This is a genomic window from Pseudonocardia sulfidoxydans NBRC 16205, assembly GCF_007989085.1.
Lineage (GTDB): Bacteria > Actinomycetota > Actinomycetes > Mycobacteriales > Pseudonocardiaceae > Pseudonocardia > Pseudonocardia sulfidoxydans.
The window spans coordinates 64,127-90,736 of the sequence record NZ_BJVJ01000018.1 but is presented as its reverse complement, the minus strand read 5'-3'; the positions used below and the strand labels follow the sequence as shown (position 1 = coordinate 90,736).

The 26,610-nt window shown below is 71.3% G+C and carries 25 protein-coding genes and 1 tRNA gene; 5 read left to right on the top strand and 21 right to left on the bottom strand.

Annotated elements, in window-relative coordinates; translation table 11 throughout:
• A partial coding sequence (locus PSU4_RS11710) for a hypothetical protein (RefSeq protein WP_222596228.1) occupies positions 1-441 on the top strand: 441 nt, incomplete at its 5' end.
• On the opposite strand, the gene mobF is transcribed toward PSU4_RS11710, so the two are convergent.
• From mobF to PSU4_RS11660, 10 genes are all read right to left on the bottom strand, one after another.
• Complete coding sequence (gene mobF, locus PSU4_RS11705) at positions 432-4,736, bottom strand: MobF family relaxase (RefSeq protein ID WP_147106372.1); 4,305 nt, start codon at positions 4,734-4,736, stop codon at positions 432-434. The two genes, PSU4_RS11710 and mobF, sit on opposite strands and share 10 nt — an antisense overlap.
• Before the next feature lie 232 nt (positions 4,737-4,968).
• Entirely contained in the window at positions 4,969-5,916 is a 948-nt protein-coding gene (locus PSU4_RS11700; RefSeq protein WP_246115059.1) for a hypothetical protein, read from the bottom strand.
• A complete protein-coding gene (locus PSU4_RS11695; protein WP_147106369.1) occupies positions 5,913-6,320 on the bottom strand; it encodes a DUF2742 domain-containing protein in 408 nt (135 codons plus the stop codon). Before PSU4_RS11695 ends, PSU4_RS11700 begins: the two co-directional genes overlap by 4 nt.
• On the bottom strand, positions 6,317-6,985 hold the full coding sequence (locus PSU4_RS11690; protein WP_147106366.1) for a hypothetical protein: 669 nt from the start codon (positions 6,983-6,985) through the stop codon (positions 6,317-6,319). Before PSU4_RS11690 ends, PSU4_RS11695 begins: the two co-directional genes overlap by 4 nt.
• A gap of 95 nt (positions 6,986-7,080) precedes the next feature.
• Positions 7,081-8,964 (bottom strand): type IV secretory system conjugative DNA transfer family protein, encoded by a 1,884-nt coding sequence (locus PSU4_RS11685; RefSeq protein ID WP_147106362.1) that lies wholly within the window; start codon positions 8,962-8,964, stop codon positions 7,081-7,083.
• Positions 8,961-9,323, bottom strand: a complete 363-nt coding sequence (locus PSU4_RS11680; protein ID WP_147106359.1) for a hypothetical protein — start codon at positions 9,321-9,323, stop codon at positions 8,961-8,963. The genes PSU4_RS11685 and PSU4_RS11680 overlap by 4 nt, the downstream gene beginning before the upstream one ends.
• Positions 9,320-9,748 carry a hypothetical protein gene (locus PSU4_RS11675; protein ID WP_147106356.1) on the bottom strand — a complete coding sequence of 143 codons (429 nt, stop codon included), beginning with the start codon at positions 9,746-9,748 and terminating at the stop codon, positions 9,320-9,322. The genes PSU4_RS11680 and PSU4_RS11675 overlap by 4 nt, the downstream gene beginning before the upstream one ends.
• On the bottom strand, positions 9,749-10,300 hold the full coding sequence (locus PSU4_RS11670; RefSeq protein WP_147106353.1) for a WhiB family transcriptional regulator: 552 nt from the start codon (positions 10,298-10,300) through the stop codon (positions 9,749-9,751).
• A complete protein-coding gene (locus PSU4_RS11665; protein ID WP_147106350.1) occupies positions 10,297-10,533 on the bottom strand; it encodes a hypothetical protein in 237 nt (78 codons plus the stop codon). The genes PSU4_RS11670 and PSU4_RS11665 overlap by 4 nt, the downstream gene beginning before the upstream one ends.
• Positions 10,530-10,769 carry a helix-turn-helix domain-containing protein gene (locus PSU4_RS11660; protein ID WP_246115058.1) on the bottom strand — a complete coding sequence of 80 codons (240 nt, stop codon included), beginning with the start codon at positions 10,767-10,769 and terminating at the stop codon, positions 10,530-10,532. Before PSU4_RS11660 ends, PSU4_RS11665 begins: the two co-directional genes overlap by 4 nt.
• Positions 10,770-10,897: 128 nt before the next feature.
• Between PSU4_RS11660 and PSU4_RS11655 the strand changes: the two genes are divergently transcribed.
• Both PSU4_RS11655 and PSU4_RS11650 read left to right on the top strand, forming a co-directional pair.
• Positions 10,898-11,260, top strand: a complete 363-nt coding sequence (locus PSU4_RS11655; RefSeq protein WP_147106347.1) for a winged helix-turn-helix domain-containing protein — start codon at positions 10,898-10,900, stop codon at positions 11,258-11,260.
• A gap of 142 nt (positions 11,261-11,402) precedes the next feature.
• Entirely contained in the window at positions 11,403-12,812 is a 1,410-nt protein-coding gene (locus PSU4_RS11650) for an NsdA family TPR-like regulatory protein (protein WP_147106340.1), read from the top strand.
• On the opposite strand, the gene PSU4_RS11645 is transcribed toward PSU4_RS11650, so the two are convergent.
• The 8 genes from PSU4_RS11645 to PSU4_RS11610 form a co-directional block, all read right to left on the bottom strand.
• Positions 12,809-13,714: a phosphotransferase enzyme family protein gene (locus tag PSU4_RS11645; protein WP_246115057.1), complete on the bottom strand. Its 906-nt coding sequence runs from the start codon at positions 13,712-13,714 to the stop codon at positions 12,809-12,811. The genes PSU4_RS11650 and PSU4_RS11645 overlap by 4 nt on opposite strands.
• A gap of 24 nt (positions 13,715-13,738) precedes the next feature.
• Positions 13,739-15,085, bottom strand: coding sequence for a tyrosine-type recombinase/integrase (locus tag PSU4_RS11640; RefSeq protein ID WP_147106337.1), 1,347 nt, complete (start codon positions 15,083-15,085; stop codon positions 13,739-13,741).
• Between the two features lie 96 nt (positions 15,086-15,181).
• Positions 15,182-15,255: transfer RNA gene (locus tag PSU4_RS11635), tRNA-Thr, on the bottom strand.
• Between the two features lie 55 nt (positions 15,256-15,310).
• Positions 15,311-15,724: a nuclear transport factor 2 family protein gene (locus tag PSU4_RS11630; protein WP_147106334.1), complete on the bottom strand. Its 414-nt coding sequence runs from the start codon at positions 15,722-15,724 to the stop codon at positions 15,311-15,313.
• Positions 15,725-15,752: 28 nt separating this feature from the next.
• Positions 15,753-16,904 (bottom strand): DNA polymerase III subunit delta', encoded by a 1,152-nt coding sequence (locus PSU4_RS11625; protein ID WP_147106331.1) that lies wholly within the window; start codon positions 16,902-16,904, stop codon positions 15,753-15,755.
• Entirely contained in the window at positions 16,901-18,895 is a 1,995-nt protein-coding gene (locus PSU4_RS11620; protein WP_373866045.1) for a bifunctional MFS transporter/dTMP kinase, read from the bottom strand. The genes PSU4_RS11625 and PSU4_RS11620 overlap by 4 nt, the downstream gene beginning before the upstream one ends.
• A gap of 249 nt (positions 18,896-19,144) precedes the next feature.
• The gene (locus tag PSU4_RS11615) at positions 19,145-20,248 is read right to left on the bottom strand and encodes a hypothetical protein (protein WP_186816884.1); all 1,104 of its coding nucleotides are present in this window, start codon (positions 20,246-20,248) and stop codon (positions 19,145-19,147) included.
• Between the two features lie 199 nt (positions 20,249-20,447).
• The gene (locus tag PSU4_RS11610) at positions 20,448-22,835 is read right to left on the bottom strand and encodes a penicillin-binding protein (RefSeq protein ID WP_307724779.1); all 2,388 of its coding nucleotides are present in this window, start codon (positions 22,833-22,835) and stop codon (positions 20,448-20,450) included.
• Positions 22,836-23,005: 170 nt separating this feature from the next.
• On the opposite strand from PSU4_RS11610, the gene PSU4_RS11605 reads away from it, so the two are divergent.
• A complete protein-coding gene (locus PSU4_RS11605) occupies positions 23,006-23,398 on the top strand; it encodes a WhiB family transcriptional regulator (protein WP_147106322.1) in 393 nt (130 codons plus the stop codon).
• A 90-nt stretch (positions 23,399-23,488) separates the two neighbouring features.
• Here the strand turns inward: PSU4_RS11605 and PSU4_RS11600 are convergent, their stop codons facing one another.
• The 3 genes from PSU4_RS11600 to bagA all read right to left on the bottom strand — a co-directional run bounded on the left by PSU4_RS11600 (position 23,489) and on the right by bagA (position 26,284).
• Positions 23,489-23,947, bottom strand: a complete 459-nt coding sequence (locus PSU4_RS11600; RefSeq protein ID WP_147106319.1) for an excalibur calcium-binding domain-containing protein — start codon at positions 23,945-23,947, stop codon at positions 23,489-23,491.
• A gap of 157 nt (positions 23,948-24,104) precedes the next feature.
• On the bottom strand, positions 24,105-25,283 hold the full coding sequence (gene bagB / locus PSU4_RS11595) for an ATPase BagB (RefSeq protein ID WP_246115055.1): 1,179 nt from the start codon (positions 25,281-25,283) through the stop codon (positions 24,105-24,107).
• Positions 25,280-26,284, bottom strand: a complete 1,005-nt coding sequence (gene bagA / locus PSU4_RS11590; RefSeq protein ID WP_147106391.1) for an ATPase BagA — start codon at positions 26,282-26,284, stop codon at positions 25,280-25,282. The genes bagB and bagA overlap by 4 nt, the downstream gene beginning before the upstream one ends.
• 144 nt (positions 26,285-26,428) lie before the next feature.
• Between bagA and sp36 the strand changes: the two genes are divergently transcribed.
• Positions 26,429-26,608 (top strand): Sp36 family protein, encoded by a 180-nt coding sequence (sp36, locus tag PSU4_RS11585; RefSeq protein WP_147106316.1) that lies wholly within the window; start codon positions 26,429-26,431, stop codon positions 26,606-26,608.
• The last annotated feature ends 2 nt before the right edge of the window (positions 26,609-26,610 follow it).

The following is a 26,610-nucleotide window of genomic DNA, read 5'->3' as shown; positions in this document are numbered from 1 at the left end:
ACTCCAACGATGTTGGTCGCCGAGAACGACCTCAAGCGCGTGCGGCTGGCGAACCTCCGTGTCGGCCTCACCGAGTTCGGTGCAGTGTGGGCTGCTGCCGAGGAGCGCGTGTCCGCGCAGGCCCGCGCGAGTGTGACGGACTGGTTCGCGGGCGGCGTCGTCTTGACCTGCCGGTGGCTGGCCGGCGCTGCGGTGGAGTTCCGAGGCCTACGGCGGCTGCCTGTAGCGCCGATCACCAGGCGTACCTCGCCGGCGATCGAGGAGCTGATCGAAGCGGAGTACATCGCCGCGGTGACCCTGACCGGCAACCCGGTCTCACCGCTCGTCGTCGACCGACCAGGCTTCCTCGATGCCATCGTCGCCACGCTGGCCTGGGCCTGGCGACGGTCCGGCCCGGCGCCGGACCTGGGTTCAGGTCCGGCGCACCTGGGTCAGGCGTAGTCCAGCGCCTCATCCAGTGCGTGTTCCTCACTGCGGTCCTCCGAACCCCACGAGTTGAGTTCGGCGGCTCGGTCCGCGGCCTCCTGGTCCTGCTCGTAGGCGTCCCGGGCGCTGATCTCCGCCATCGCGCGATGGGCCCGGTCCAGCGCTGCCGCGGTCTCGGCTGCGGTGGGCACCCGGACCGTGTCCTCCGGCGCCTGCGGCCGCTCCCTCCCGGCCTCGTCGCGAATGTCGCTCGGAGCCGCAGCCTGGTCGTGTCGCTGCGGCGGAGCGAACTCGTAGTCGGCGGTGATCTCCTGGTGCTCCTCGTCGGCACGAAAGGCGTCGCGGTGAGCCCGGAGCCATTCCTCGGCGGTGACTCGCTGCTCGGGGTCGGCGTCGTCGGCGTGGCGCAGGGCAAGCTCTGCCTGCGCCCGCTCCCCCGCGGCCCGGGTGGCAGCGGTGTGGGCGAGCCACTGCGATCGGGCGTCGTCGAGCTGTTCGAGCTGCTCGAGCTGCTGGTCGAGGGCATCGGCAAGGGCGCGGGCCTGCTCGGCCTCAACCCGCAGTTCTGCCTGCACAGCTGCATTGGGCGCGACTGCGGATTCCTCGAGCCGGAGCGCGGCGGTCTGGCGGTGGTGTTCGACGGCTTGCCGGGTGCCGGCGAGCTCGTTGCCGACGTAACGGGGCGCCCACGGGGCCTCACGCTCGGCGGCGCGCACCCGCATGCGGAGCTGGCCGTCGGAGAGTTCGAGCTCTTCCCGGTCGACCTCGGGCCGGCCCAGCACCCGCCAGGCGGCGCGGTAGGCGGCGAACTGCTCGACCTGGCCGGGCTGCGGCGCCGCCCCGAGGACATCGGTGTCGCCGGCGTGGTCGCGGAGCTCGCGGTAGGCGGCCACGGCGCCGACGTCGGCGACCCAGGCGTCGCGGGCGTCTGACGCGATCGGCGGCGTGCCGAAGGCACCGAGCGCCCACGTCGGTGGTTCGGCGGCTGCGGCTCGTCCGAGCTCGATCGTGCGGTCGTCGACGGCGAGGGCGAGCTGTGCGAGGTAGCGCTGCCAGTCCGGGTTGTCGACGCGGGGCATCCATGCCTCCCAGCTGGTTCCGACGGGGTCGAAGCGGTGTCGGTCGGTGATGCGGGAGTAGATGACGTTGGTGGTGTTGCGCGCGCCGTCGAGCGGGCGGTCGGCGATCGCCGAGGTCAGGACCGCGCGGGGGTCGTGGCCAGCAACCTCGGCGCTGCGGAGCACGCGGGTCAGCGAGGCGGCGCCGTCCTCGGCTGCGATCCGTCGCCGGTCGTGCAGGGTGAGGGTGCCGTCGGCGGTGAGCTCGTCGAGCCAGACTGCGGTGCGGTGTGTCGCGGCGAGCTGGGCGGCGTCGGTGAACAGCTCGGCCGGGGTCCGGACCGAGGTGGTCTCGTCGGCGGAGCGGGTGGCGGTGGCGAGTGCGGACTGCGCAGCGGTCGAGCTGTCGGGAGCGAGGATCGCGGCGACGGCGGCTACCGGGTCGCGGTGGATGGTCTGGTCGTCGCGGCCGTGGGCGGGATCGTCGGGTCCGGTGACGGTGGTGATGTGGGCGGTGTTGCGGTGCCGGCCGCGTGACATGCCGACGTAGAAGGCCTCGTGCCCGGTCCGCGGGGTGACGACGGTATGACTGGTGTCCACGGTGGCGCCTTGCGCGGCGTGCACAGTGGAGGCATAGGCCAGCGCGAGGTTCTCGGCGACATAGCCCGCTGGAAGGACAATGCGCTCGTCGGCGTCGGTGGCGACCTCGAGACTGCCGTCCGGACGGGTGGCGGTGACACGGTAGGTCTCACGGTTGATCGGGCCGCGCCGGTTCCCCTCCACACCGGCAAGGTCCCAGCCGTTCGCACGCGCCTGCACCAGATCACCGACACCGGCGTAGGTGCCCTGCAGCCCGAGCACCACCCCGTCCTCGGCCACCCGCCCGAGCCTGACCAAATCCGCCCGCAGTGCCGCGGACAGCCGAGCGGCCTGGTCGTTGGTGTCGACCAGCAGCAGCGAGCGTCTCCCGGCGAGGGTGTCGGCCAACCACGCGCGGCTGGCGCTGGTCTCTGCCTGTTCGACGGCGCCGGAGTCCAGCAGGCGTCCATGCTGAAAGTAGTCGCGCAGGACGGCCTCGTCACCGGCGCGCAGGCGCAGCGACGCTGTGCGTTCCCACTCGTCGGTGAAGCGACGGGCGTCGGTCAGCTCGTAGCGGGCGCCCGTGCCTGCGATCAGGTCCATCCCGCCGCCGGCGCCGACTGCGGCGAGCTGACGGTGGTCCCCGACGAGCAGCAGCTTCGCCCCCACCTTGTCCACACGGCTGTGGATAGCGGCAAGCGCTGGGGTGTCGGTCATCGCGGACTCGTCGACGACGACCAAATCCCCGACGTGCAGCCGCCACGGCTGGTCGTCGAGGCGTTGGTCGGCCGGTGAGGCGTCGAGGCGGTTCTGGATGGCCAGCCAGGCGGCGACGTTGCGCGCGGTCAGCCCTTCGGCGACGAGGACCTCGGTGGCGATCTGGGAGGTCGCCAGCCCGAACACCCGCCGCTCGACACCATCTTGCGCGTGTGCGGGGTCGGCCCAGGCCTTGGCGAGGGCGCCGACGACGAACGACTTCCCCGTCCCGGCTGGCCCGACGAGGGTTTCGACGCGGGCGCCGGAGGTGAGGATGCCGCGGACGGCTGCGGCCTGGTCGACGCCGAGCTCGATCCCGGACTCGCGCAGCCCGTCGAGAAACCGCTGCACCTGGAGCGGATGTACCGCGGCGCCGGTGTTGTCGCCTGTGGCGGCGAGCAGGATCCGTTCGGTGCATACGTGCTCGGGTGTGGCGTAGAGCTGGCCCCCGGGTGCTTGGTAGGCAGACTGGCCGTTATCCAGCCGCAGCTCTGCCGGCAACGCGTCCTCGCCGGGACGGGCCGTATCCAGCGGGGTCGCGTATGCGAGGGCTTCGTCGGCGAGCTGATCGAGCAGGCGCGCGACATCGCTGCCGTCGGGAGTGCCGAGGTAATCGGGCAGGGTGGCGTTGATCGCGCGGGTGAGGTCAGAGCGGGTCCATCCCGCCTTGCGTTCCTGGACGTCGGCGAGCGCGGTCTCGATCACCGCCTGTGGCGACCACTCCTGCGGCGCGGACTGCGCCTCCCGCGCGTCGAGCGCAGCCTGCGCAACACCCGCGAGCCCGCCGGCCACCTCGGACCGCAGCTGGGCATCGACCCGGGTGAGGAGTTGCTCACGGGTCTGGCCGTCGTGAGACTTCGCCCGCCGCGTCGCGAACGTCGCCTGCCGCGACAGCCGGTCCCGCTCGAGCCCGTTCGGGCTCCGGTCGAACTGGGTCTCGAACGCCTCGATCAGCTCCGCCGCCTTCGCGGTCACGGCGCGACGGCGGGAGGAGATCAGCGCTATCGCCTCCGCGGAGACTCCGACGACTTCGCGGGACTTGCCGTCCGGGCGGGTCGCGAATGCCATCCCCAGCGCATGGGAGAGCCGTTCCTCGGTGGTGCGCTCGGCCACTGCGCCGGCGGCGGCGCGCCACTTGTGCATGGCGCGGGAGTCGACGGTGCGCCAGATCCCGTCGGGGCCTTGGACGCGGTTGAGGACGGCGTTGTGGATGTGCAGCTGCGGGTCGTGATCGCGGGAGTCGTGCTGGAAGAACGACGCCACCGTCCAGTCGTGGGCGTCGACGAACCGGCCCGCCGCACCCCCGTGGTGCCCGACCCGGGAGTAGCCGGCCTTCTCCGACAGGTAGGTGAGGGCGGCGTTGTTGCCCGCCCAGATCGCATCCTCCACCGCCGCCCGGAACTTCCCCCACGCCTGCGCCGTGGACTCGGCGCCGGCCGCTCGCGCTTTCACCTGTTCGGCCTCGAACGCGGTGTGGAGCAGGGTGACCGACTTCTGAACGCTGAACGTGACGTCCAGGAAGGCGACGTTGCGCCGCGCTGCCTTACCCGCTTCTGTACGGAGTTCAACCCGGCGTTCAGGGCTCGCGTTCAACTCCCGTTCAAGAGCCGCGGCGTACAACTCGTCCTCCGACTGGTAGCGCCGGCCGGTGTGCCCGAGGGTCGGGAGCTCGTCCCAACGCGACTTGTCGTTGAACCCCTCGGCGCGCGGGTCGAGGAACCGCTCATAGAGACCGGTCATGTCATGGGCCTCGACGAGCCCGGACAGGCCCAGCGACTCCGCGCCGGCGCCCCACCAGCGACCCGGCGGCTCACCCTCGACCACGGCGCCGGTGTAGTAGTTCTCCCGACCGGTCGCGACCTCCTTCAACAGGTAGTCCGGGCTGTACCCGACCGCGATGGTTAGCACGTCGACCACCAGTCCGGCTCCTGGACCGTGGCACCGTGAAGACCAACAGCGGCGGAGTGGTTCCCGTGGCGGCCGGAGGCCGCCCGGCCCCTTCGGATCGTGATGCCTAGGTGTGATGGCTTTGATCTTGTAGCTGGTGAGTCTGTTTCGGTGGCTTTGTCGGTCTTGCTGGTGTGCTCGGGAGTCGTGCTGGTGTCGGTGCTGTGGTGAGTACTGGGCTGGTGTCGGGGAGCGGTGGTGGTCATGGCTGGGTGTCCTCGTTGTCGGTGTCGTGGTTGGTGTCCGGCGTGTGCGCGGCGGCGCCGCGCGGGTGCGGGGACGGGTGTGGGTCGTCGCGCAGGGTCTTGAGGACGGTTGCGGCGGTGCCGCGGGAGACCCCGGCTTCGGCCTCGACCTCCGACACCGTCGGCAGGGCGCCGTTGCGGGCGGCCAAGCGCGCCGCGGCGGCCAGCGCCCGGTCCCGCGCGGGCGCCTCGGCGCCGCGTGCGGGGCTGCGTTCAGCCCGTCCAATGAACGGAGTGACCACCGCATCGGCGTCGTTCAACTCGTCGTCCTCGAGGGGTCCGCTGGGGCCGGATTCGAGGACCGGCAGGGGCGCGGTCAACGCGTCCGGGTCGCCGGTTGAACGGGTTGAGCGCTGCTCTGAACTGTTCAACGGGACCTGTTCAACACTGACCGCTGAACTCTGAACGGGCCGCTGAACCCTTGAACGCTCCTCGGCCGCCGGTGCGGTCGCGGTCGGGTTGGGGTCGGCGGCGAGGAGGTGGAGCAGGTGCGCGGCGAGGGCGGCGGCGATCGCCGGCCACGCCCCGATCCCGAACCGCAGCGCCCCCGGCACCGCCAACCCACCCACCTCCCCAGCCACCGCCCCGGCCGGGGCGACCGGCGGGAGGTCGCTGGCGAGGAACACCGCCTGGGCGAGCCCGGACAGCCCAGCCGACAGGACGACGACAGCCCACGCGTAGCCGCGGGCGGAACCGCGCAGGCGGGCGGTGGCGGTGTAGGCGACGACAGCGAGACCGTCCGTGATGAGTGGGTAGATCCAGGCGATCGGGGTCGGGACCCGGGCCGCGACGGCGACCTCGAACAGTCCGTGTGCGGTCGCGGCCGCCGCGCCGAGGGCGACGATCAGGCCGGGAAGCCACAGCACCCACCGGCTCCCACCGCTGTTGGCGTCCTGGGCGGTCATCGGCGGAGCCGGTCGTGGCGGGCGATCCGGTCCCGCTGCACCAGCCGCTGCGCCAACGCGGTCCAGTCGGCTGCGGCGGAGATCGCATGCGAGGCCTGCCGGGCCGCGGCCATCCGCGACGCGCGCAGGATCGCGGTCTCGGCGACCAGACGGGCGGCGATGACGATCGGGTCGCGCTCGACCAGGCAGCCGAGCACGAACACCGCGACCGCAGCCCGCTGCGTCGTGTCGTCGGCGGCGACCCAGTCGGGGGTGCCCAGCAGCGGGATATCGACATCGGGCCCGCTCGCGGCGATCCAGCCGTCCATCAGCGCTTCGATCGTGTCCATGTCGCGCTCGACGAGGTATGACCGCGGCGCCGGACACTGCGGGGTGGATTCGTGGGTGTTCTGGGGCGTGGTCATCGGTGGGCTCCGTTCGCGCTCGGGTCGGCGGGTTCGGGCGGGGCACTGTCACGCGCGGTGGCCCACCAGTCGACGATCTCGGCGAGCTGCCCGAGCGCCGGGACCGCGGCAGCCGTTGCGGTGATCGGTGGGCGGCCGCCGCGGGTCTGGTGGCGCTCGACCGAGCACGACCCGACGTTCTGCCGGAGGCGCCGCACCACGCCCGGCCTCTGCCGGTCGTGCCAGTCCCCGGCCAGCGCGACTGAGGCGGCGGGGCCTTGGTAGGCGGCGGACCAGGCGTGCATCAACCAGACGAGTTCCTCGACGACGTCGGGGTGCCATGCCCAGCAGTCCGGTAGCACCGCGGCCCCGTCGGGGTAGCGCAGGTAGATCGCGGCCAACCAGGCGGTGAGGTCGTCGAGCAGGGCGGTGGTGTCGTCGGGGTTGGCGGGTGCGAGCAGCCAGGTGGGGGCGGGGCCGGCGTTGCGGCGGGACGCGAACGAAGCCACGGTCTCCGACAGCCGGGCCAAGACCTCGGCCAGCTCGTCCACCCGCCCGGGCAGCCCGGTGAGGGGGTCGACGTCGCGGCGCACGCCGTCGACGAGCCGGGCCAGCCCCGCGACCGGCCCAGACCAGCCGCCACCGTCGCCTGCGCCCGGGCTCGCAGGCGGATTGATCGAGCTCATCAGAGTTCTCCAGAGACGAGACGTTCGTGGCGCCGCGGCCAAGCCGACCCGCCACTGGGGCAGGCCTGGCCGCGACGGCCGTCATGCGGGCTGGGTCAGCCGGTGGGGCGCCGGTCCCGGTCGTCCTCGTCGTCGAGCGGAAGGGCATCGACGACGACCAGCCGAGGCCGTCCCTGCGGCGGCTCGTGTGGGCCGGCGGTGAGCACCCCGCGGATCGGGCGGGCCACCGCGCGACGCCGGACGAGGCGACCGATCCGGAGACTGACCCGTGCCGGCATCGCCTGCCACCAAGCGGCGAGCTGCTCGAGGCGCTCGACGAGCTCGGGGTGGTCGTCGGCGAACTGCGCCCAGCGGACCTCGCGGCGCTGCCAGATCATCTGCGCCCGCCCGATCACCGGCGGAATCCCGCGGCGAATCACCAGCACCCGACCAGCCGGGAGGTTCGCGATCTGCGCCGGCGACAACACCGCCGTCTTCCGCGTCCCCCTCGCAGTGCTGTGCCGAGCCGGGTCCACGGTGTCGGCCGGCTCGTCACGCTCGCCGGTCAGGGTCGACCAGAACTGCAGATCGTCGCGGTCCCGCGTGCCGCCGAACACCATGATCGACCCGGAGTTGTTCAGGATCGTCGCCGCGTCGTGCGTGCCATAGCGGGCGAGGAGCTGGGCGCGGGACTGGAACGCGCAGATGATGTTCACGCCTCGCCCACCCATGTCCGCCGTCCACGACTCGAGCGGAACGGGGCAGATCAGCGCGGCCTCGTCGAGCGCCAGGCGCAGGGGTGGGTCGAGCCGGCCACCGGGGCGGGTGGCGGCGGTGCGGCGGGCCTGGCGGGCGATGTGCCCGGTCAACGCACACACCAACGGCGCGACCTGCGCCTCCTCTCCACCGAGCAAATAGACCGTGCCGTTCGTGGCGAGCAGTTCGTCGACGTCGAGCGGGCGCGCCCACGGCCGTTCCTCCCCCAACCCGGCCGCAGCCGACGCTGCGGGAGAGGTGAGCCAGCCGAGGGCGGGCATGATCGTCGAGGTGATCGAGGACCGGGTGCGGTCGTTCGTGCCGAGGAACTGGCCCAGGTCGAGCTCGAACGCCGGTTCCGGGCTGCGGCGCAGCAGCACCGTCACCTCCCGCGACGCCGCCTCCGGATCGGCGAGCCACCCGAGGACATCCCGCATCGACTTCTCGCCAAGTGCGGCGGCGTGCAGGAGCGCGGCCAGGACGCGGCGGCCCTGGGCATCCCAGAACTCCCGATCCCCGCTGCTGCCAGCGCGGGTCGTGGCGGCCAGCATGTCCGTGGCCCGCTCCCCCGCGGTCACCGGATCACCACAGCCCGACACCGGATCGAAGGTGACGGTCGATGGGAGGCCGGCGAGGCCGACGGCGTTGAACACCCACACCGGCCCCCGCTCCCCTCGCCTGCTCGAGGTGAGGTCGTACAGATCGCCGCGGGTCGAGGCGACCAGGGCGGCGCCTGGGGCGTCGAGGATCTGCCCGGCCAACCACCCCGATTTCCCCGTGCGAGGCCCGCCGAAGATCAAGGTGACGTCCTCGACCGAGGACCACACCCACAACAAGCCCGTGCGGCACAACCGCACCGCCACCTCTGCCACCGGCAACCGCCACCGATCCCGGCGGTCCATCCCGGCCAGGGAGGGGCGGACGGCGCAGGCGCGGCGACGCATCGCCCCGGACCCGGCGTGGCGGACGACGTCGAGGGTCGAGGCGACCCCGGACTTCCGACGAGAGCGGGAGCCCCACCGGTTCACCGTCGACGATGAACGCGTCCAGCGGTGCCACAGCCAGACGCCGGCCGCCACCCCGGCGATCAGTAGCGCCGGAAGCCCGACCGCCGCCGCCAACGCGGCCAGGGGCAGAAGGGCGACCAGGCCAAGCCCGATGGCGAGCACCATGGCGCCGCGCTTGGCCGCCACGACGGTTCCGGCGACCGCGGCGGCCGGGATGAGGAAGGTCCAAAGGTTCATCGGAGCATCCCCAGCGCGTAGGCGACGGTGTCAGCGATCGCCCTAGCGTTCGCCGGGCCCATCCGGGAGAACCAGAACCGGTCCTCGCCCAAGGCGATCGCCAGGTCCAGGACCGCGATCTCACTCGTCGAGGCCTTCACGAACTCGCCGTCGTCGAACGCGGCGCGGGCGCGGGTCCAGTCGATCCAGCAGGTGCCATCGCGGTCGCGCTCGATGCATGCCTGCCGGAACTCCTCACGGGCCGGCCAGGTGCCGTGCACGATCAGCAAACCGACCGCGGCGCCCACGTGCGGGCTGTTGCCGCGCGCCCACCGGCGGAGCCCGATCACCGCGGAGGTCGTCGACGTCGGCGCGCTCACCGGGCCACCTCCGCGGAGAGGTGCGCATCGGTCGGGGCGGGGTCGTTGGAGGTGTCGACGCCGATGTGACCGATCCGCGACCAGAACGCATTGGCCACGTCCTCCACGGCGCGCAGGCGTGACCCGAGCTCGCGCAGGTCCAGCGCGGCGGCGTCCAGGCGCTCGTGCGGATCGACCACCCGGGAGTCGTCGTAGACAGGCCGGTTGTCGCCGTAGTGGGCGACCTGCCAGGCCAGCACCTCCGCCAGACCCGCCACCGCTGTGAGGGTGTCGACCACTTCGCCAGCGATCGTGTAGAAGTCGGCGTGGTCCGGCACGGCCATCCGCTGGGCCAGCACCGCGGCGCGCCAGGCCTTCGCCCCCGCGCGGGCGTCGCGGACTGCTTCGGGGGTGTCGGGGTCGTGGTCGTTCGTGTGGGTGTTCATCTATGGTTCGTGTCCTTCCGGTGCTGTGTTGCCTGCCAGGGCCTGCCGTGCTGTGGAGAGCCGGAGGGGAGCTCCGGTAGCCGCCGGGCTCCCCTCCCCCACACCCGTTGTGCAAGTGGGCGTCTGGGACGTGCGGTGGGCGTCGGTGCGCCAGCGCTGCGCCGTCTCCCGCGCGACGCCGAAGCGGCGCATCAGCTCCGACGCGCACACCCCCGCCGCGGCGGCACAGCGCCCGGCCGCGGCCCGCTCACGCTGCCCGTCCGGCGGGAGCAACCCAACCCGGACGTCCACGAGCTCGACACCGAGCTGGTGGCGCAGCGCGGTCCGCTCGACCGGGGTCTTGCCGCCGGCGATCCCGTCCGGCAGCGCGCGCAGTGCGTAGTCCAGGCATTGCGTGCGGACCGGGCAGCCCGCGCAGACCCGCTTCGCCGCGAAGACCTGGCGGTCGAACTCGGTGCCGCGGTAGGTCTCGGGGAAGAACAGGTCCGGGTCGACCTGAACACACAGCGCCTCTGCGCGCCAGTTCCGGACCTCGTTGCGGGCGGCGGTCATCCCACTGCCTCCGAACCTGTCGAGGGCTGGTGCGTCAACGCCGGAGTCGTCGAGTCGTCGACCGTCGACAGAAACGACGCCACCGCGGCCGGCAACCCCTGACCTGCCGGAGTCGCGACGAACAACACCAGCGCGACCAGCGAGAACACCACCGCGCCCGCCGGGACGCGACACTTCGCGCAGATCACCGCGCCGACGATCGCGAAAACGATCAGCACACCCACGCTGCTCATGTGAATCCTCCGGCACGTCCGGCAGGAACGCCGGTCACGTCGGGGGTTGTCGCCTTCTCGATCAGTGCCTCAATGGCGCGCGCCGGCACCAACCAGCGACCGCGGATTCGAACCGCCGCAAGTTCGCCGGAGCTGATCGCCCGGTAGACCGTCATCCGCGACATCTTGAACATGTCGGCGACCTCCTGGACGTCGTAGAACGTCGGCCGAGCCGGCGATTCCGACTTGGTACTCACTGCGTCCTCCTTACTCTCTGTATGTACATAGTATTCCTTACGCACATGGTGCGCAACGCGCGATCGCCTCACCTCGCCCTCCCCGGCCGTCAGCCTGGGCCTGCGTACGCTCCGTGTGGGAGGAACGAATGACTGAGCGGTCGGCAAGCCCGAAGTACATGCAGGTCGCTGCCGAGCTGCGGCGTGCAATTCGAACGGGCACGTACCCAGTCGGGAGCACACTTCCTTCGACGGCGCAGCTCACCCGGAGCTTCGATGTGTCGACGACCGTCGTTCGGGCCGCAGTCCGAGAACTGCGAGAGGAAGGCCTGGTGTTCGGTCAGCCAGGCAAGGCCGTCTACATCGCAGCGGAGCCTGCTGACTCCGATGAGCCACCAGGAGACCTCGCGCATCAGGTTCGCGAACTGTCCGCAAACCTCAGCGCAGCGATCCACAGCCTGAACCAGCGGGTTGCCGCCCTGGAGGAGCAGCTCCGCACAGCTGACCGCTGACCTGCCATACCTGCTGCTCCGTCTGGCGCACTGCAACGCCTCTGATTGCCGTCTTGCTCTTCATGCAAACCAGCAAACAGTGACGGTGTCGCGACTTACAGTGTGCTCGTGGGGTGCATCTGTGCACAGGGGGTGCATGGGGGTGCACGCGCTGCCCTTGGAGGCGTCCATGAGCCGGCCGGCTGCACCGAACTCTGCGTTCGAGCGCGCCCTCGATGCGTCCGGGATGAGCCGCAAGGGCTTGGCGAGGCGCATCCGCGACCTTGCGGCTGAGCGCGGCGAGCAGAGCTCGGCTGACCATATCTCGGTGAAACGGTGGCTCGACGGCGTGCAGCCTCGGCCGGAGACGTCAATCCTCATCGTCGCCGCGCTATCCGAGCGTCTCGGGCGAACCCTTACAGCCGCAGCCCTAGGCTTCACCGCGGCTCTCGAAGGGGACGCGAGGCCGCGAAACGCAGTCACGCCCGTCAGCTATCCGCTCGACGGCAGTGAGCTGTCGCGGACCCTCGCTCTCGTTGCGAGTCGAGACCTGGATACGCCTCAGGCGCACGACCTGCTCGAATGGGACGCGAGCGCCGTGCCAGTAATCGTTAGCCGGTACTTATTCGGGCACCTGCCGGTTCCCGCTGAACACAGCGTCGGCGGCAACCCGATCAACGCGGACGCCATCAGACGCACAACGGCGCAGCTCATGGACCTGGACTTCCAGCTCGGCGGCGGCCACACTCGCAAGCTGCTGCTGTTCTATTTCCGAGATCAGGTCCTTCCGCTGTTCGACGCGCTCCCCTCACAGCGACGTAACGACCTCTTCGTCGCGACTGCTGAGCTAGCTCAGATGTTGGGGTGGAGCGCGTACGACGCCGGCCGACACGGGGCTGCGCAGCGATACTTCGTCCACTCTCTGCGCCTCGCAAAAGAGGCTGGCGACGATCTTCTCGCTGCGCGCCTTCTTGCGAACTTGAGCCACCAGGCAAACTATTTGGGCAGCTTTCACAACGCGGTGGAACTCGCGCGTGCAGCTCAGCATGCCGCCCAACGGTGCCGCGCCGGGCGGACGACGGCGATGCTCCATGCGATGGAGGCCCGCGCTTTGGCATCCCTAGACGACGGCGCCGGCTGCGCCGCCGCTCTTCACCTGGCCGAGCTGTCTCTGGATCGAGCGGTCGATGCGTCTGAACCCGACTGGATCAGCTACTTCACACCCGAGGAGCTCGCCGGCGAGGCGGCACATTGCTTCCGCGACATGCGCCGGCCAGCTGAGACTGGCCACTTCGGTGCACTCGCGATCGGAGCGCCGAACACTCCGGCACGCACCACAGCGTTCATCAATCTCGTGACTGCCGCAGGCTTCCTCGAAGGGGGCCACGTCGAGCAGGCACTCACAACGGCCCGGCACGCAATCGAGCTGGCCGGGCCGCTGCGATCGAGCCGATACCAACGGTACGTACGCGACTTCTTACGTTCAGCCGCGAAGACACACCCGAGGTCGCCGCTTGTATCCGATCTCGTCGCATCTTCCGCCGCTGTGCTTGCCAAGGACATGTCAACCTAGAACGGGCGCCATGCACCGTCCGGCCGGCCGGCCCGAATCACCGCCATGCGCCGCTCGAACTCGGATTCAATCTCGGGAGACTCATGTATGTTTTGCATCAGCCAAGTCGTCATCTTGAGCTCCTGAATGCGACGAAGGACGACGAACCCGGGCCACGAGGTGACATCAAATCCGTACGCCTCAACAAACGTACGATACTCCGACGGAGTCCAGAACTTGGCGGTGACGAATTCCGTCGCTGTCACCGCCAAGTCCCATTCCGGTTGCCCGAATCCGACTCGCTCGAAGTCGATGAGAACTGGGCGGCCGTCGACGAACATCAGGTTCTGGACGTGGGCATCTCCGTGGATAACGCATGGCGACAGAGGAAAAGTCGCCCGCTCAAGGTCGCTACTGAGCTGATCAGCCAATGCCCCCAGGAATGTCTTATCGTCTTGAGATACAGGCGCGTGTGCAATTCGCTTGCCGACACGCAGTAGCGGCGAGTTGGACTGCTGAAGAAATTCCGCAGGCGCGCTCAGGCCGTGCAGCCTGCGCAAGATCTCCCCTAGCTCGCGCACGTCGCCGTTGTTCCCCGGGCGCCCGTCGATGAACTGCCAGAAGGTGACGGGGTGGCCGTCGACCGCTATCGGCTGGGGGATGTCGACGGCCCGCGCGGCCGAGATCCCCTGCTCGGCCAACCAGGTTGACACCGTGACCTCTTTGGTGGCGTCCGCCCAACGATCCATGCCACGAGCGATCCGGACAACGATCGGTGCTCCGGAGAGACGGAAGATCGCGTTTTCGCCCAGCCGCAGAAGCTGTGCGCCAGACGCCGACTCGCCGATCATCGTGCAGGCCGAACGAAGAACGGCGGCGGCGGAGGCACTCCCGAACGTCGAGACTGTCTCGCCATCGCTCACAGACCCACCGTAAGCCGAGCCCCCTCAGCTCGCGGCGGCCGGTCGGTTCGGACGAGGCCGTCGGGCGGCGAGTGCCTTCGCAGCGCGTTGGTCGGCTTCAAGCACGAACGCTGTGTACGTACGAAGCGTCGTCGCGCCGCCGCCCGCGTGGCCAAGTCGCCCGGCGACGGTGCGGATATCCACGCCTGCAGCGATCAGTTCGGTAGCGGAGTAGTGCCGCAGGCAATGCAGGTGAGTATCGAGCCCCAGGCGACGGGCCATACGCCCGTACCGCTGCGTCACGGTGTCTGGACTCGTCTGCCGGCTGCAGTCAGGTACGGGGGAGAACACGAACCCGTCGCGACGGACGGCTGTATCCACCGCACGCGCCCGCGCGTCGCACCGCTGCCGGTGCTCGAGCAGCACATCGACCAACTCGGCGTCGAGAGTCACCCGACGGTGCTGGTGCGTCTTGGGGTCCTTCTCCCACTGCTCACCGGCAATCTGACCGATGCTGCTGCGGAACACCGCCACCCCAGTCGAAAGGTCGAGGTCGGACCACCGCAGCCCGCAGACTTCACCGCGGCGGGCGCCGGTAGTCATGGTGAACCACACGAAGGTGCCCCAGTCGTCGTCCTTCCAGGCCTCAGCCAGCAGCTCTGCCGCCTCGACCGTGGATGGCGGATCCGGGTTCGGGCGCGGCACCGATGGCGCCTCGACCTGGTCGATCGGATTGGTCGTGATCCAGCCCCACCGGACGGCCCGCGAGAACGCTCCGCTCAGGATCGCGTGGACCACGCGAATACTTCCAGCCGCCAACGGCGAGCACACATGGCTGCGGCAGATCCGATCGCACCAACGACACTCCGCGGACTCGTCGCTGGCAACAACCTTCGTGCACTTGCGCCGTGTCGTGTGCTCGTCGCAGAGGTGCTCACGGCCGGTGCGGTGCTGGACGAACTTGCGCCCCCGGCAATGATCTCGGCACCGCCGCATCGACCCGTAGAGTCCCTCGACGGTCTCGACCTTGACCCGGCCTACAGCGAGCCCGCCGATCGTCGGCCGGACATGCTTCTCGATCTTCGAGACGTAGTTGACGCGCGTCTTCCGCTCGACGTCGAGGACGTCCAGCCACCTGTCGAGCAGCTCGTTGACGGTCGCCTCGGTTCGCGGACTCCGCCGCTCGTCGACCTGGTTCAGCAGGCGTGTCTGGACCTTCTCCGCCTCGCGTTCGGTCTCCCGGCGAGTCGCTCGGGCGGGCACCGTCTCACGGAGGCGAATTTCCTTGCCGGTCAGCTGGTCGAGGCCGGCGTACACGCTGACTCGTGCCGACCCGCTCGGAAGCCAGGTGATGTTGCCGCGCTCGCGCCGCCGACGACCGGTCGATGCCATGAACCGGAGACTAACGGCCAAGTCGTGCCACGAACCGTGCCACGACATCGGCCGATAGTGGTGCGATAGGGGCCAGGCTATGCGTCTGACCTGCGGAGCCGCCTTGGGGAGTCGAACCCCAGACCTACGCATTACGAGTGCGTCGCTCTAACCGACTGAGCTAAGGCGGCGTGGTGCCTCACCAGTCTACCGACCGCCCCCCGACGCCCCGCAGCACCCCGTCGATCACCCCTGACCTGCGGGGACGCCGAGGAAGGCGGCGGTGTCGTAGTAGGTGCGCAGGCCGGAGATTCGGTCGCCTGCCAGCGTCAGGAAGGTGGAGCCGGCGTAGTCGATCGGGGTGCCGTCGGCGAGGGTGCCGCGGCTCTCCCACTCCAGACCCGCACCGGCAGGGTCGGTGCTCTCGACGGCGTGGCGGAACACCGTCCGCACCTCGCCGAACCGGGCGCGGTACTGCTCCCAGAAGGCGCGGGGGTCGTCGACGCCGCGGCCGTCGAGGCGGTGGAGCACCGCGTCGTCGGTGAAGAGCTTCGCCAGCTCGCCGACCTCGCCGGTCTGCTCGAAGCTGCGCAGCTCGGCCACGAAGCGGCGGACGGTGGCGTCGGCGATGTGGTTGTCCTCGAACTGCTCGAAGTCCATTCGCGCCGCCTACCCGCCCGGCGCAGCGTCAACCCCGGTGCAGCGAGAGCAGCATGTCCTCGACGGCGATCTCGGGCTTCACGTTGGCGTTCAACGCTTCCCGGCACGCGAGGACGGCTTCGAGACGGCGCAGCGTCGACTCGGGGGTCCACTCGTCGGCGGCGCGCCGGATGTCGGCGAGGCGATCGGGGTTGGTCAGCGGGACCCGGGCGCCGGAGCGGGCGACGAGGACGTCGCGGAAGAAGCCGGCGAGGTCGATGATGGCGCGGTCCAGGGCGTCGCGCTGGTTGCGGGTCGTGCGGCTCTTCTGCCGCTTCTCCAGCTCCCGCTCGGCCGCCTTGGCGCTGCGCGCGGCCGCAGCCACCCCCTTGCCCGTGCCGCCCGCGCCCATGGCGACGGCGAGCTCTTCGCGTTCGGCGGCGTCGCGGCCCTCGGCGATCTCCGTCGCCTCCGCCTTCGCCGCGGTGACGAGCTTGCCCGCGTAGGCGAACGCGTCACCGATGCCGCGGACCTTCATCGGCAGGTCGAGGGCCTCGGCGCGGCGTCGGCGGGCCTCCTCGTCGCGGGCCAGCCAGCGCGCCCTGCCGACATGACCACCCGACACCGACGCGGCCCAGGTGGCGGCCTCGGGATCGAGTCCGTCGCGGGTCGCGAGGACCTCGGCGATCGCCTCCACCGACGGCGTCCGAAGCGGGATCGGGCGGCACCGCGAGCGGATCGTGATCGGCACGTCCTCCGGATGGTCCGATGGCGCGCACAGCAGGAACACCGTGTCGGGTGCGGGCTCCTCGACCGCCTTGAGCAGGGCGTTCGCGGCCCGCTCGCCGAGGCGGTCGGCGTCCTGGATGATCAAGATCTGCCAACGGCCCGTGCTCGGTCGACGCGCCGCCAGCTGCACGAGCCGCCGCATCTCCGCCACCGAGATCGACAGCCCCTCGGGGACGACCTCACGGACGTCGGCGTGCGTGCCCGCCATGACCGTCCGGCACGACGTGCACTCCCCGCACCCGCCCTGCGGACACTGCAACGCGGCCGCGAAGGCGCGCGCCGCCGTCGACCGCCCGGATCCGGGCGGCCCGGTGAACAGCCACGCGTGCGTCATCGAGCCCGGATCGGTGACCGCGGCCGTCAGTTCGCCGACGGCCCACGGCTGGCCGACGACGTCACGCCACACACTCACGTCGGCGCGGGATCGTCGTCCCGCACAGCGACCGGAGCCGTCGGCTGTTCCTTCTGCAACGGCACCGTCGGGCCGTTGCCCGCCGCACCGGTCGGCGGACGCATCAACGGGCGGAGACCGTCCATGACACGGTCCGCGACGACATCGGCGGACGCGGCGGCGTCGACGACCACGTAGTGGTGCGGCTCGGCCGCAGCCATACGCGTGAGCAGGCGCTGCACCCGGACGTGCTCCTCGCCGGCGACACCCGCGGGCGTCGCCGAGCTGTCGGGGGCACGGTCGAGCAGGACCGACACGTCGGGACGCAACCGGCCCGTCGCCCACGAGACGAGGTTCTCGATCTCGCCGCTGTCGAGCGCAGCGTCGTCGCGATCCGACTCCACCCCGTACTGCGCCAGCGGGCTCGCCAGGAACCGGTCCATGACGACGACCGCGCCACCCGCCAACGCCGGCCGGACCAGGCGTTCGACGGTGTCGGCGCGCACCGCCGCAACGGCGAGCGCCTTCGCCCGCGCCCCCACGTGCTGGGTCTCCGCCTCGACGACACGCAGCCGGTCGTCGCCCGGTTCGACGACGTCGTAGCCGTCGGCACGCAACGTCGCCACCAGGCGTTCGGTCTGCTCCGCGGTCTCCGCCGGCGTGGCGCCCTCGACCGCGATCAGGACCCCCGACCCCGTGCGCCGGTCGCCCCGGCGCAGCGCCGCGAGAAGGTCCGGGAGCAGCGGCTCGGTGCGCCGGTCGTCCATCTGCCGGTACGCCAACATGCCGACGACGGCCGCGACCAGACCGCCCGCGAACATCACCGTGCGGGTGCCGTCGACGACGAACGGGTAGCCGAACAGGTCGATCCGGCGCGCGCTGACCAGGCCCACCAGCACCGGGACCAGCGACATCGAGCCCAACAGCACGATCCGCACCAGCGACTGCACGAACGCGACCACCCGGCCGCGCACCTCGTCGGCCACCTGCGCGCCGATGATCGTCAGCCCCGTCAGGAACGCGATGCCCGCGAAACCACCCACCAGCCCGACCGCGACGATCGCGACGAACAGGTGCGGCGACAGCGCCACCAACGCCAACGCGATACCCGCCGCGACGATCGCCGCCCCGAACAGACGGTTGTGCGGCAACCTCCGCGCCAGCCGCGGCGCCGTGCCCATACCGCCCGCCAGGCCCACGAAGATCGCGATGAACAGCACGCTGTACGCGGCGTCGCCACCCCCGAGGCTCGCCGAGTACAACTTCGCCGACGCGATCACCGCACCACCCGCCGCGAACGCGCCGATGATGCCGATCACCAGGCCGCGGATCAGCGGCGTGCTCCCGACGAACGCGAACCCACCCCGCAGCAACGACACCAGGCTCGGCGGACTCTCGCCCTGCCGCTCCGCCGTCCGGCCCGAGATCTCCTTGATCCGGAACCACACCGTCGTCGCCGTCAACAGGTAGCCGCAGCCGTTGATCACCAGCGCGACGTACACCGTCGTCAGCGCCGACGAGGTGTCGAACAGCGAGCCCGCGCTCGAGATCACCGTGAACAAGCCGGCCGCCGTGATCACTGCGACGCCGTAGGTCATCACCAGGGCCAGCTGGTTCGCCGTCTCCACCTGGTCCGGGCGGCGCAGCAGGTTCGGGACCGAGGCGTCCTTCGACGGGATCCAGAACAACGCACAGATCTCGATCAGGAACGTGGCGACGAACAGCCACCACAGCGACCCCACCAACGGGATCGACACGAACAGACAGAAACGCAGGACGTCGCACACGACCATGACGTGGCGACGGTCGAACCTGTCGGCCAACGCACCCGCCAACGGGCCGAACACCAGCGCGGGCAGCAGCTTCGTCGCGACGACGCCGCCCAGCGCGAAGCTCTGCGCCTGATAACCGGTGGTCAACTGCGTCGCCAACGACGTCAGTGCGAGCAGCGAGAGCCAGTCGCCCGTCGCCGACACCGCCGTGACCAACCAGAGCCTGCGGAACGCAGGGATCGACAGGACGCTGCGGACACGGTGCGACGTCGGAGGCGACAGCGCCGGGTCACCGGCCGGATCGGCCTCGGAACCGATCGCTCCTCACCTCCTCGGCGAGCCCCGGCCAGGCTGGCGGGACCTGTACCAGCATCGGGGAGCGGATGCCGGCCATCCACCCCCGAGAGTAGACGGAACCACCGGCTGGGCGGCGGCCCGGTCGGGGTACACCAGCGCCGTCACTGCTCGTGCGTTCGCGGCAGCCGTGCGTCACGGACTCAGCAACGCGACGATCAGCTGGACGAGAATCAGCACGAACACGCCGACGAAGAACCACGTGAACAGGCGCGATCCGAACTTTCCCCGGGAATGCCGGGTCAAACCCAAGATGCTCGGCTCCTCCTCGATCGGGGGACGGTGCCGCAGAGGGGGCGGACCCGGCGGTCCGGGCGGCGCGACGGAGCGCGAACGGGCCGGGTCGGGCCGCCCGGGCGGGGGGACGGGTGTCGACGCCAGCGCCTGCGACGTCGCCGCCAACCGCGCCTCCGCCCGGGCCCGGAGCCTGGCCCGCGGGCCGCCGCGCCGGCGGTCGGGCCGCGCGGACCGCGGAGCGTCCTTTTCCGTCGGTTCCGTCGGTTCCGTCGGTTCCGGGGTTTCCGGGGTTTCCGGGGTTTCCGGGGTTTCCGGGGTTTCCGGGGTTTCCGGGGTTTCCGGCGGCTCCGGCGGCTCCGAGGCCGGCGTCCTGGTGGCGGGATCGTCCGTCGACGCGGCCGAGCCTTCGGGGGGTCGGCTCGACGGCGCGTCCGCAGTGCGGCTGCGCGCCGCGGTCCTCGTTGCGTCGGCGCCGTTCGCGGCCGCTGCGGTCGTCCGTATCGAGCGCGTCGTGAGGGACCGGCCTGCACCCGAGCCACGCGACGACACCTTGCTGCTCGCGTCGGTGGCCTCGACTCCAGGAGGCGCATCGTCGGTTCGGGCTTCCGCTGCCGCGGCGGCGCCCGGGCTGTCGGGCTCGGGCAGGTTCGGCGCTGCCGCGCTCCGGTTCGCGCTGCCCGGCGGCGGCGCGGCGCGTCGACGGGCACGCCCCTCGGCCCGGGCAACGGCTCTCGCCTCGCGGGCGCGCTGGGCCACCAGCCACGCCACGGTGCCCGCCGGAGGCATGGGGGTGTCCGGGTCGTCGTCGAGGTCGGGATCGTCATCGTCGATTCCGCCGAGGTCGATGTCACCCCCGGCGAGACCGGTGACGCGCCCGGCGGGGTCGATGACGGGGAGGTCGAGGGCGGGGAGCTCGAAGCCGGGCAGCGGGGACTCGCGCTCCCCAGGCGCATCGGAGGTCCCGTCGGAACCCCACAGCGAGTCCGCAGGTCCCCTCCCCATGACGGGGAATGCTAGGTCGCGGGATGCGTCCGGTCGACGCGCGAGGACGGCGCGTCGCGGCCGACCCGGATCATCCGACGCCCCGTTCGCACCCCTTCCGTGCCCGCCGCACCCTTTGCAACAGGTGCGGCGCAACCGAAAAGGGTGCGGCGGCGGCCCGACGGGGAGCCGCGGCCCGACGGGGCGCGCCGGGCAACGGTCAGCCGCCCGGCTCGCCTCCCGGGCCGCCGTCTCCACCGCCGCCGTCGCCGGGTGGGGGTGGCGGCTCGGTCGTCGCGTCACCCGGCGCCGGGGGCGCCTCCGGCACGGTGCCGCTCGACACCTGAAGGACGATCGTCTCGCCAGGCAGCGCAGTGCCGCGCGGGCTCTGGCCGACGACGGTCCCGCGGGCCGCGTTGTTGTCGACCACCCGCGCCGACACCCGCCAGTTCGCCCGCTGCAGGATCGCGGTGGCGTCGTTCTGGCCGCGGCCGACGACGTCGGGCACCCGGCTCTCGGCGCCCCCGGTCAGGTACCGGTCGGCGGTGGGCGGCAGCGGCAGGACCGGCTGGCCCTCGAGGATCGGCGTCACCGCACCGAACCACGTCTCGGCCGGGGTCTTCCCGCCGAAGATGTTGCCGCTGCGACAGGCGAAGGGAGCCCCGGCGCCGTCGCAGAGAGGCTTGGGGGCGTTCGAGTTGTCGAAGGTGATCACCGCGCCGGAGAGCTGCGGCACGGCACCGACGAAAGCCGCCGACTTGTGCTGCTGCGTCGTCCCCGTCTTGCCCAGCATCGGCCGGTTCCAGCCGACCTGGCGGGCGGCAGCGGCCGAGGTGCCGATGAGGTCGTCCTTGCTCAGGGCGTTCACCAGTGTGTTCGCGAGCTCGGGCTCGACGGCCTGCTCGCAGGGAGCCTCGGTGACAGGCACGACCTTGCCCGCGGCGTCGGTCACCGACTCGATCGGGCTCGGCGGGCACCACTTGCCCGAGCTGTAGAGGGTGGCACCGACGTTGGCCAGCTCGAGGACGCTCGTCGGGGTCACGCCCAGGGTGAACGACGCCAGCTTCTGCGCCTTGGTGACCTCGGCGATCGAGCGGTCGGTCTTGCGGCGCGTGTTCGGGTCGATGAACGGCGTCGTGGCCAGCGACTTCATTCCCAGCCGCACCGACATGTCGACGACGTCGGGCACCCCGGTGAACTCCTCCAGCTTCACGAACGCCGTGTTCGGGGAGGTGGCGAGCGCGTCCGTGAGCGTCATCCGCTCGGGGTAGCTGCCCGCGTTGGCGACGGGGATGGGGCGGCCGCCGCCGTCGGTGTAGATCGGGGAGGCGTAGCCGCTGGGAGGCACGGACAGCGTGTAGTTGATGCCCAGCCCCTTCTCCAGGGCCGTCGCCGCCGTGAAGATCTTGTAGACGGACCCCGCACCCAGGTTGACCGGTTCGTACGGAAGGCCGTAGCTGGTCTCCTGCTCGTCGGCGTCGAGCCCGAACGTGCGGCTGGAGCCCATCGCGAGGACACGGTGCCGGTCCTGGCCGGGCTGCACCATGGCCATCACGTTGGCGACGTTGGGCTGCGACGGCGGCACCTCGGCGTCGAGGGATGCCTTCATCTTCTGCAGCATCCCGCGGTCGAGGGTGCTGCGGATCGTGTAGCCGCCGCGGGTGAGCTGGTCGACCGGGAAGCCCGCCTCGCTCAGGTACTCCACGACGTACTTGCAGAAGAACCCGGCGTCGCCCGCGCCGATGCAGCCGTTGGGCTGGACGTTCAGCGGCGACACCAGCCCCAGCGGGCTGGCCAGCGCCTGCTGCGCCTGGGCCTCGTCGATCATTCCCTGGTCGCGCATCTGGGCGATGACCAGGTTGCGACGCTCCGTCGCCGCCTGCGGGTTGGCCGCCGGGTCGAACGCCGTGGTGCTGCGGACCATGCCCGCCAACAGTGCCGCCTGCGGAACGGTGAGCTGTTCGGCCGTCGTGCCGAAGTAGGTGCGTGCCGCCGACGCGATGCCGTACGCCCCGTTACCCCAGAACACGATGTTCAGGTAGCGGGTGAGGATCTCCTCCTTGGAGAGGCTGCGCTCCATCTGCAGCGCGATCCGCGCCTCCTTGAGCTTGCGCGCCGGCGTCTGCTCGGTGGCCTTGAGCCGCTCGCTCTCCGTCTGCGCCTCGACGTAGAGCATGTAGTTCTTCACGTACTGCTGCGTCAGCGTCGACGCGCCCTGCACGACGTCGCCCGACGCCGAGTTGGCGATGACCGCGCGCATCGTGCCCTGCCAGTCGACACCCTGGTGCTGGTAGAAGCGCCGGTCCTCGATCGCGACGATCGCGGCCTTCATGGCGGGCGAGATCTGGTCCGCGGTGACCGACTCCCGGTTCTGGTCGAACAGGTAGGCCAGCGGCTGACCCGCGGAGTCGAGGATCGTCGTGCGCAGGGGGAGCGCGCCGTCGAGAAGGTCCGTCGACGAGTTGTTGACGCCGTCGCCCGCATCGTTGGACAGCACCCCGAGGCCCGCCGCGAACGGGAACGCCATGCCCGCGGCCACGACACCGGCCAGCAGACACAGCCCGAGCAGCATGCCGATCGGCCGTCGGACGTGGGGAGGCAACCTCACGGGGAGCCACCCTACGCGGACACCCGTGACGCTCCCGTCAGGCGGCGCACCGCGAAAGTTGAGTAAAAATACTCACTTACCGACGGAACCCGATCACCCGAAGATTCGTCTCAGCGAGGTCGTGCAGAACAGCACGGCCACGAACGACTGGACGATCGGGGGTCGCCGCGATGACCGTGACGACGGGTACGAGCAGCGGGAACAGCACCTGGAACTGGCGGGTCGCCGCCCGCTGCCGCACCGACGACGGCGACGACCTCTTCGTCTCCGGCGCGGCGCAGCGCGAGGTCCGCGGGTTCTGCTTCGCCTGCCCGGTGCGCACCGAGTGCCTCGCGTACGCGCTCGACGAGCAGATCGAGTTCGGCATCTGGGGTGGGGCGACGGAGCGCGAGCGCCGCGCGATGCTGCGCGCCCGGCCCGGTGTGCGGTCCTGGGCCGACCTGCTCGCCGAGGCGCGGCTGGCGCACTACACCGCGGAGGCCGCCTCCATCCGGGCCGCCGCAGCCGCTGCCGAGACCGCCGCCTCCGAGGAGCACCCGGCCCCGGCCGATGTCATGGGGTGATCGCCGACGGTGGGACATGGGCGTCACGGGTGGCGCTCTTGTCCCGCAAACGGTGATCACGACGGGCAGACGGCGGTTCGGCGTCAGGAGCTACTCGCAGCCGATGCCGTCGTTGTCGCGGTCGAGGTGCGCGGCGTAGCCCGGCTGGCCCCGCAGGATGGGTGCCTTGCCTGCTGCACGGACCGCGGAACAGTTCTTGTAGTAGGCCGCTCCGCCGCCGGTCGAGCCGGAGTTCGCGGACTGCTTCTTCGTCGTCGGGGGCGCGACGAGGCCCTGGGGGGCGACGGTCTTGGCGGCGACGCGGGTCGTCGGCACGGGGACCTGGGCGGGCACGACGGGCACGACGGGCACGACGGTGGTGGGGGTCGCGCTGGTGGTCGTCGTCGTGGTGGGCGTCGGGCTGGTCGACGTCACGGTCGTCGACGTCGGCGCCGAGGCGAAAGAACGCGGGGTGCTGGGCTCGGAGGAGCCGCAGGCCTGCAGGAGCAGGGCGGCCGCGAGTGCGACGGCAGCGAGCGAGCCGGCGCGGCGGGCAGTTCGGGGAGTCATTCGGTTCCGTTCGTCAGGAGGCGAACGGACATTCGCGATGTGCCGCTCCGGCGTTACGCCCGGTTCGTCCGACACCGGCTCCCCCCACGCGCAACCTCACGGCTGTCCCCGCGCAGCAGGACGACCGTGAGGTTGCGCGCGGGGTGTCGGCCGGACGTCAGCGGGCTTCGCGGAGGGGGGTGGCGGCGAGGTCGTCGTCGGGGGCGGCGAGACGATCGCCGATGCTGCGCAGGCCCTCGAGGTCTGAGACGTCCCCGCCGACGGCCGGAACCCGGGTGACGGCCACGTCGGGGTGGGCACCGGCGAACCGGGACAGGAGGCGGTTCTCGCGTTCGGAGAGCTCGGCGCGGTCGGCGTGCAGGCGCAGGACGGCGGCGGCGAGGCGGCCCCCCTGGCCGGTCGCCGACTCCGCCGCGGCGCGGGCGCGGGCCGCGGACAGGGGCGCGAGGACGGGGTGGGTCCGGTTGAGGACGAGCCCGGCGAGGGGCATCTCCTCGTCGGAGAGCCGGTCGACGAAGTAGGCGGCCTCACGCAGGGCGTCGGGTTCCGGGGTGGCGACGACGACGAAGGCGGTCCCGGGGGAGCGGAGCAGCGCGTAGGTGGCGGTGGCGCGTTCGCGGAAGCCGCCGAACATCGTGTCGAAGGCCTGGACGAAGGCGGAGGCGTCGGCGAGGAGCTGGCCGCCGAGGATCGTCGACACGGCCTTGGCGAAGAGCCCGAACCCGGCGCCGACGATCTTGCGCAGGCCCCGGCCGCCGGCGCGGGCGGGCGAGGACAGCAGCCGGATCATGCGGCCGTCGAGGAAGTTGGACATGCGCTGGGGGGCGTCGAGGAAGTCGAGCGCCGACCGCGACGGCGGGGTGTCGACGACGATGAGGTCCCAGTCGGTGGTGGCCGCGAGCTGCCCGAGCTTCTCCATGGCCATGTACTCCTGCGTTCCGGAGAACGACGAGGAGACGGTCTGGTAGAAGGGGTTGGCGATGATCTTCTCGGCGCGGTCGCCCTCTGCGTGGGCGTGGACCATGTCGTCGAAGGTCCGGCGCATGTCGAGCATCATCGCGTGCAGCTGACCGGCGCCCTCGCCGGCGACGGCCTCGACGCGGCCGGGTTCGTTGGACAGCTCGGACAGCCCGAGGGCCTGGGCGAGCCGCTTGGCGGGGTCGATGGTGAGGACGACGACGGTGCGGCCGCGTTCGGCGGCGCGCAGGGCGAGCGCGGCCGAGGTCGTGGTCTTGCCGACCCCGCCCGAGCCGCAGCACACGACGATGCGGGTGTCGGGGTCGTCGATCAGGGCGTCGACGTCGAGGGGTTCGATGCGGCGTTCACGCGGTGTCACGCGGGGACCTCGTCGGTGTGGCGGACGCCGACGCCCTGTTCGGTGAGGGTGTCGGCGAGTTCGTAGAGGGTTCCGAGGTCGATGCCACCGAGGACCTGCGGCAGTTCGAGGCGGCCGAGGCCGGGGCCGGTGGCGGCGTCGAGCCGGGCGGCCGCGGAGCTCTCGGCGGCGACGCGCACGGCGTGTTCGACGGTCTCGGCGACGAGCCCGTCGACGACCTCGGGAGGCAGGTCGAGCCCGGCGGCGGCGAGGCCGTTGCGGACGCGGGCGGCGTCGACACGACCGTCGGCGGCGGGGGCGACGGACCGGTCGGGCAGCCACTGCTCCCGCACCTTGTTGACGATGACGGCGCCGGTGCGCAGGTCGGCGGCGGCGAGCTCGTCCGCGGCCTCCATCGTCTCGGTGACGGGGAGCTCCTCGAGCAGTGTCACGAGGTGCACAGCCGTCTGCGGGGAGTGCAGGAGCCTGACGACGCCCTCGGCCTGCTTGTGGATGGGGCCGGCCTTGGCGAGGTCGGCCATGGCCTTGGTGACGTCGAGGAAGTTGACGAGGCGGCCGGTGGGCGGGGCGTCGAGGACGACGGCGTCGTAGACGCGTTTCCCGTCGCGGACCCGGGACACGCACTCCTTGACCTTGCCGGTGAGCAGGACGTCGCGCAGGCCGGGCGCGAGTGTCGTCGCGAACTCGATGGCGCCCATGCGCCGCAACGTCCGCCCGGCGACACCGAGCCGGTAGAACATCTCGAAGTACTCGAGCAACGCGGCCTCGACGTCGACGGCGAGGGCGCGGACCTCACCACCGCCCGGGGCGACGGCGATCTTGCGCTCCTCGTAGGGCAGCGGCGGGGTGTCGAAGACCTGGGCGATGCCCTGGCGGCCCTCGACCTCGATGAGCAGGGTGCGCCTGCCGCCCTCGGCCAGCGCGAGCGCCAGCGCGGCCGCGACGGTCGTCTTGCCCGTGCCGCCCTTGCCGGACACGACGTGCAGGCGCACGTCGGACATGGCGGCGGGCCAGACGGGGTTGCTCACGTGTCAAGGGTACGGAGCGTCCCGGTGCGGGCGCCCGGTGAGCGCCCCCACGTCGGGCCCCGTCGCCCCGAGAGCCGCCGTCGGACACGGCCCGTGACGGAACTAGAGTCCCTGGCCATGACCGCGTCCGGATCCACCCGGTGGGAGTACCTCACGGCTCCCCTCCTGATCCACAACACCAAGGCGATCCTCGACAACTTCGGCCGCGACGGCTGGGAGCTCGTCACGGTGACGACGACCGGTCAGCCCGGAGCGGAGCAGCTCGTGGCCTACTTCAAGCGCCCGCTGGAAGGCTGAGT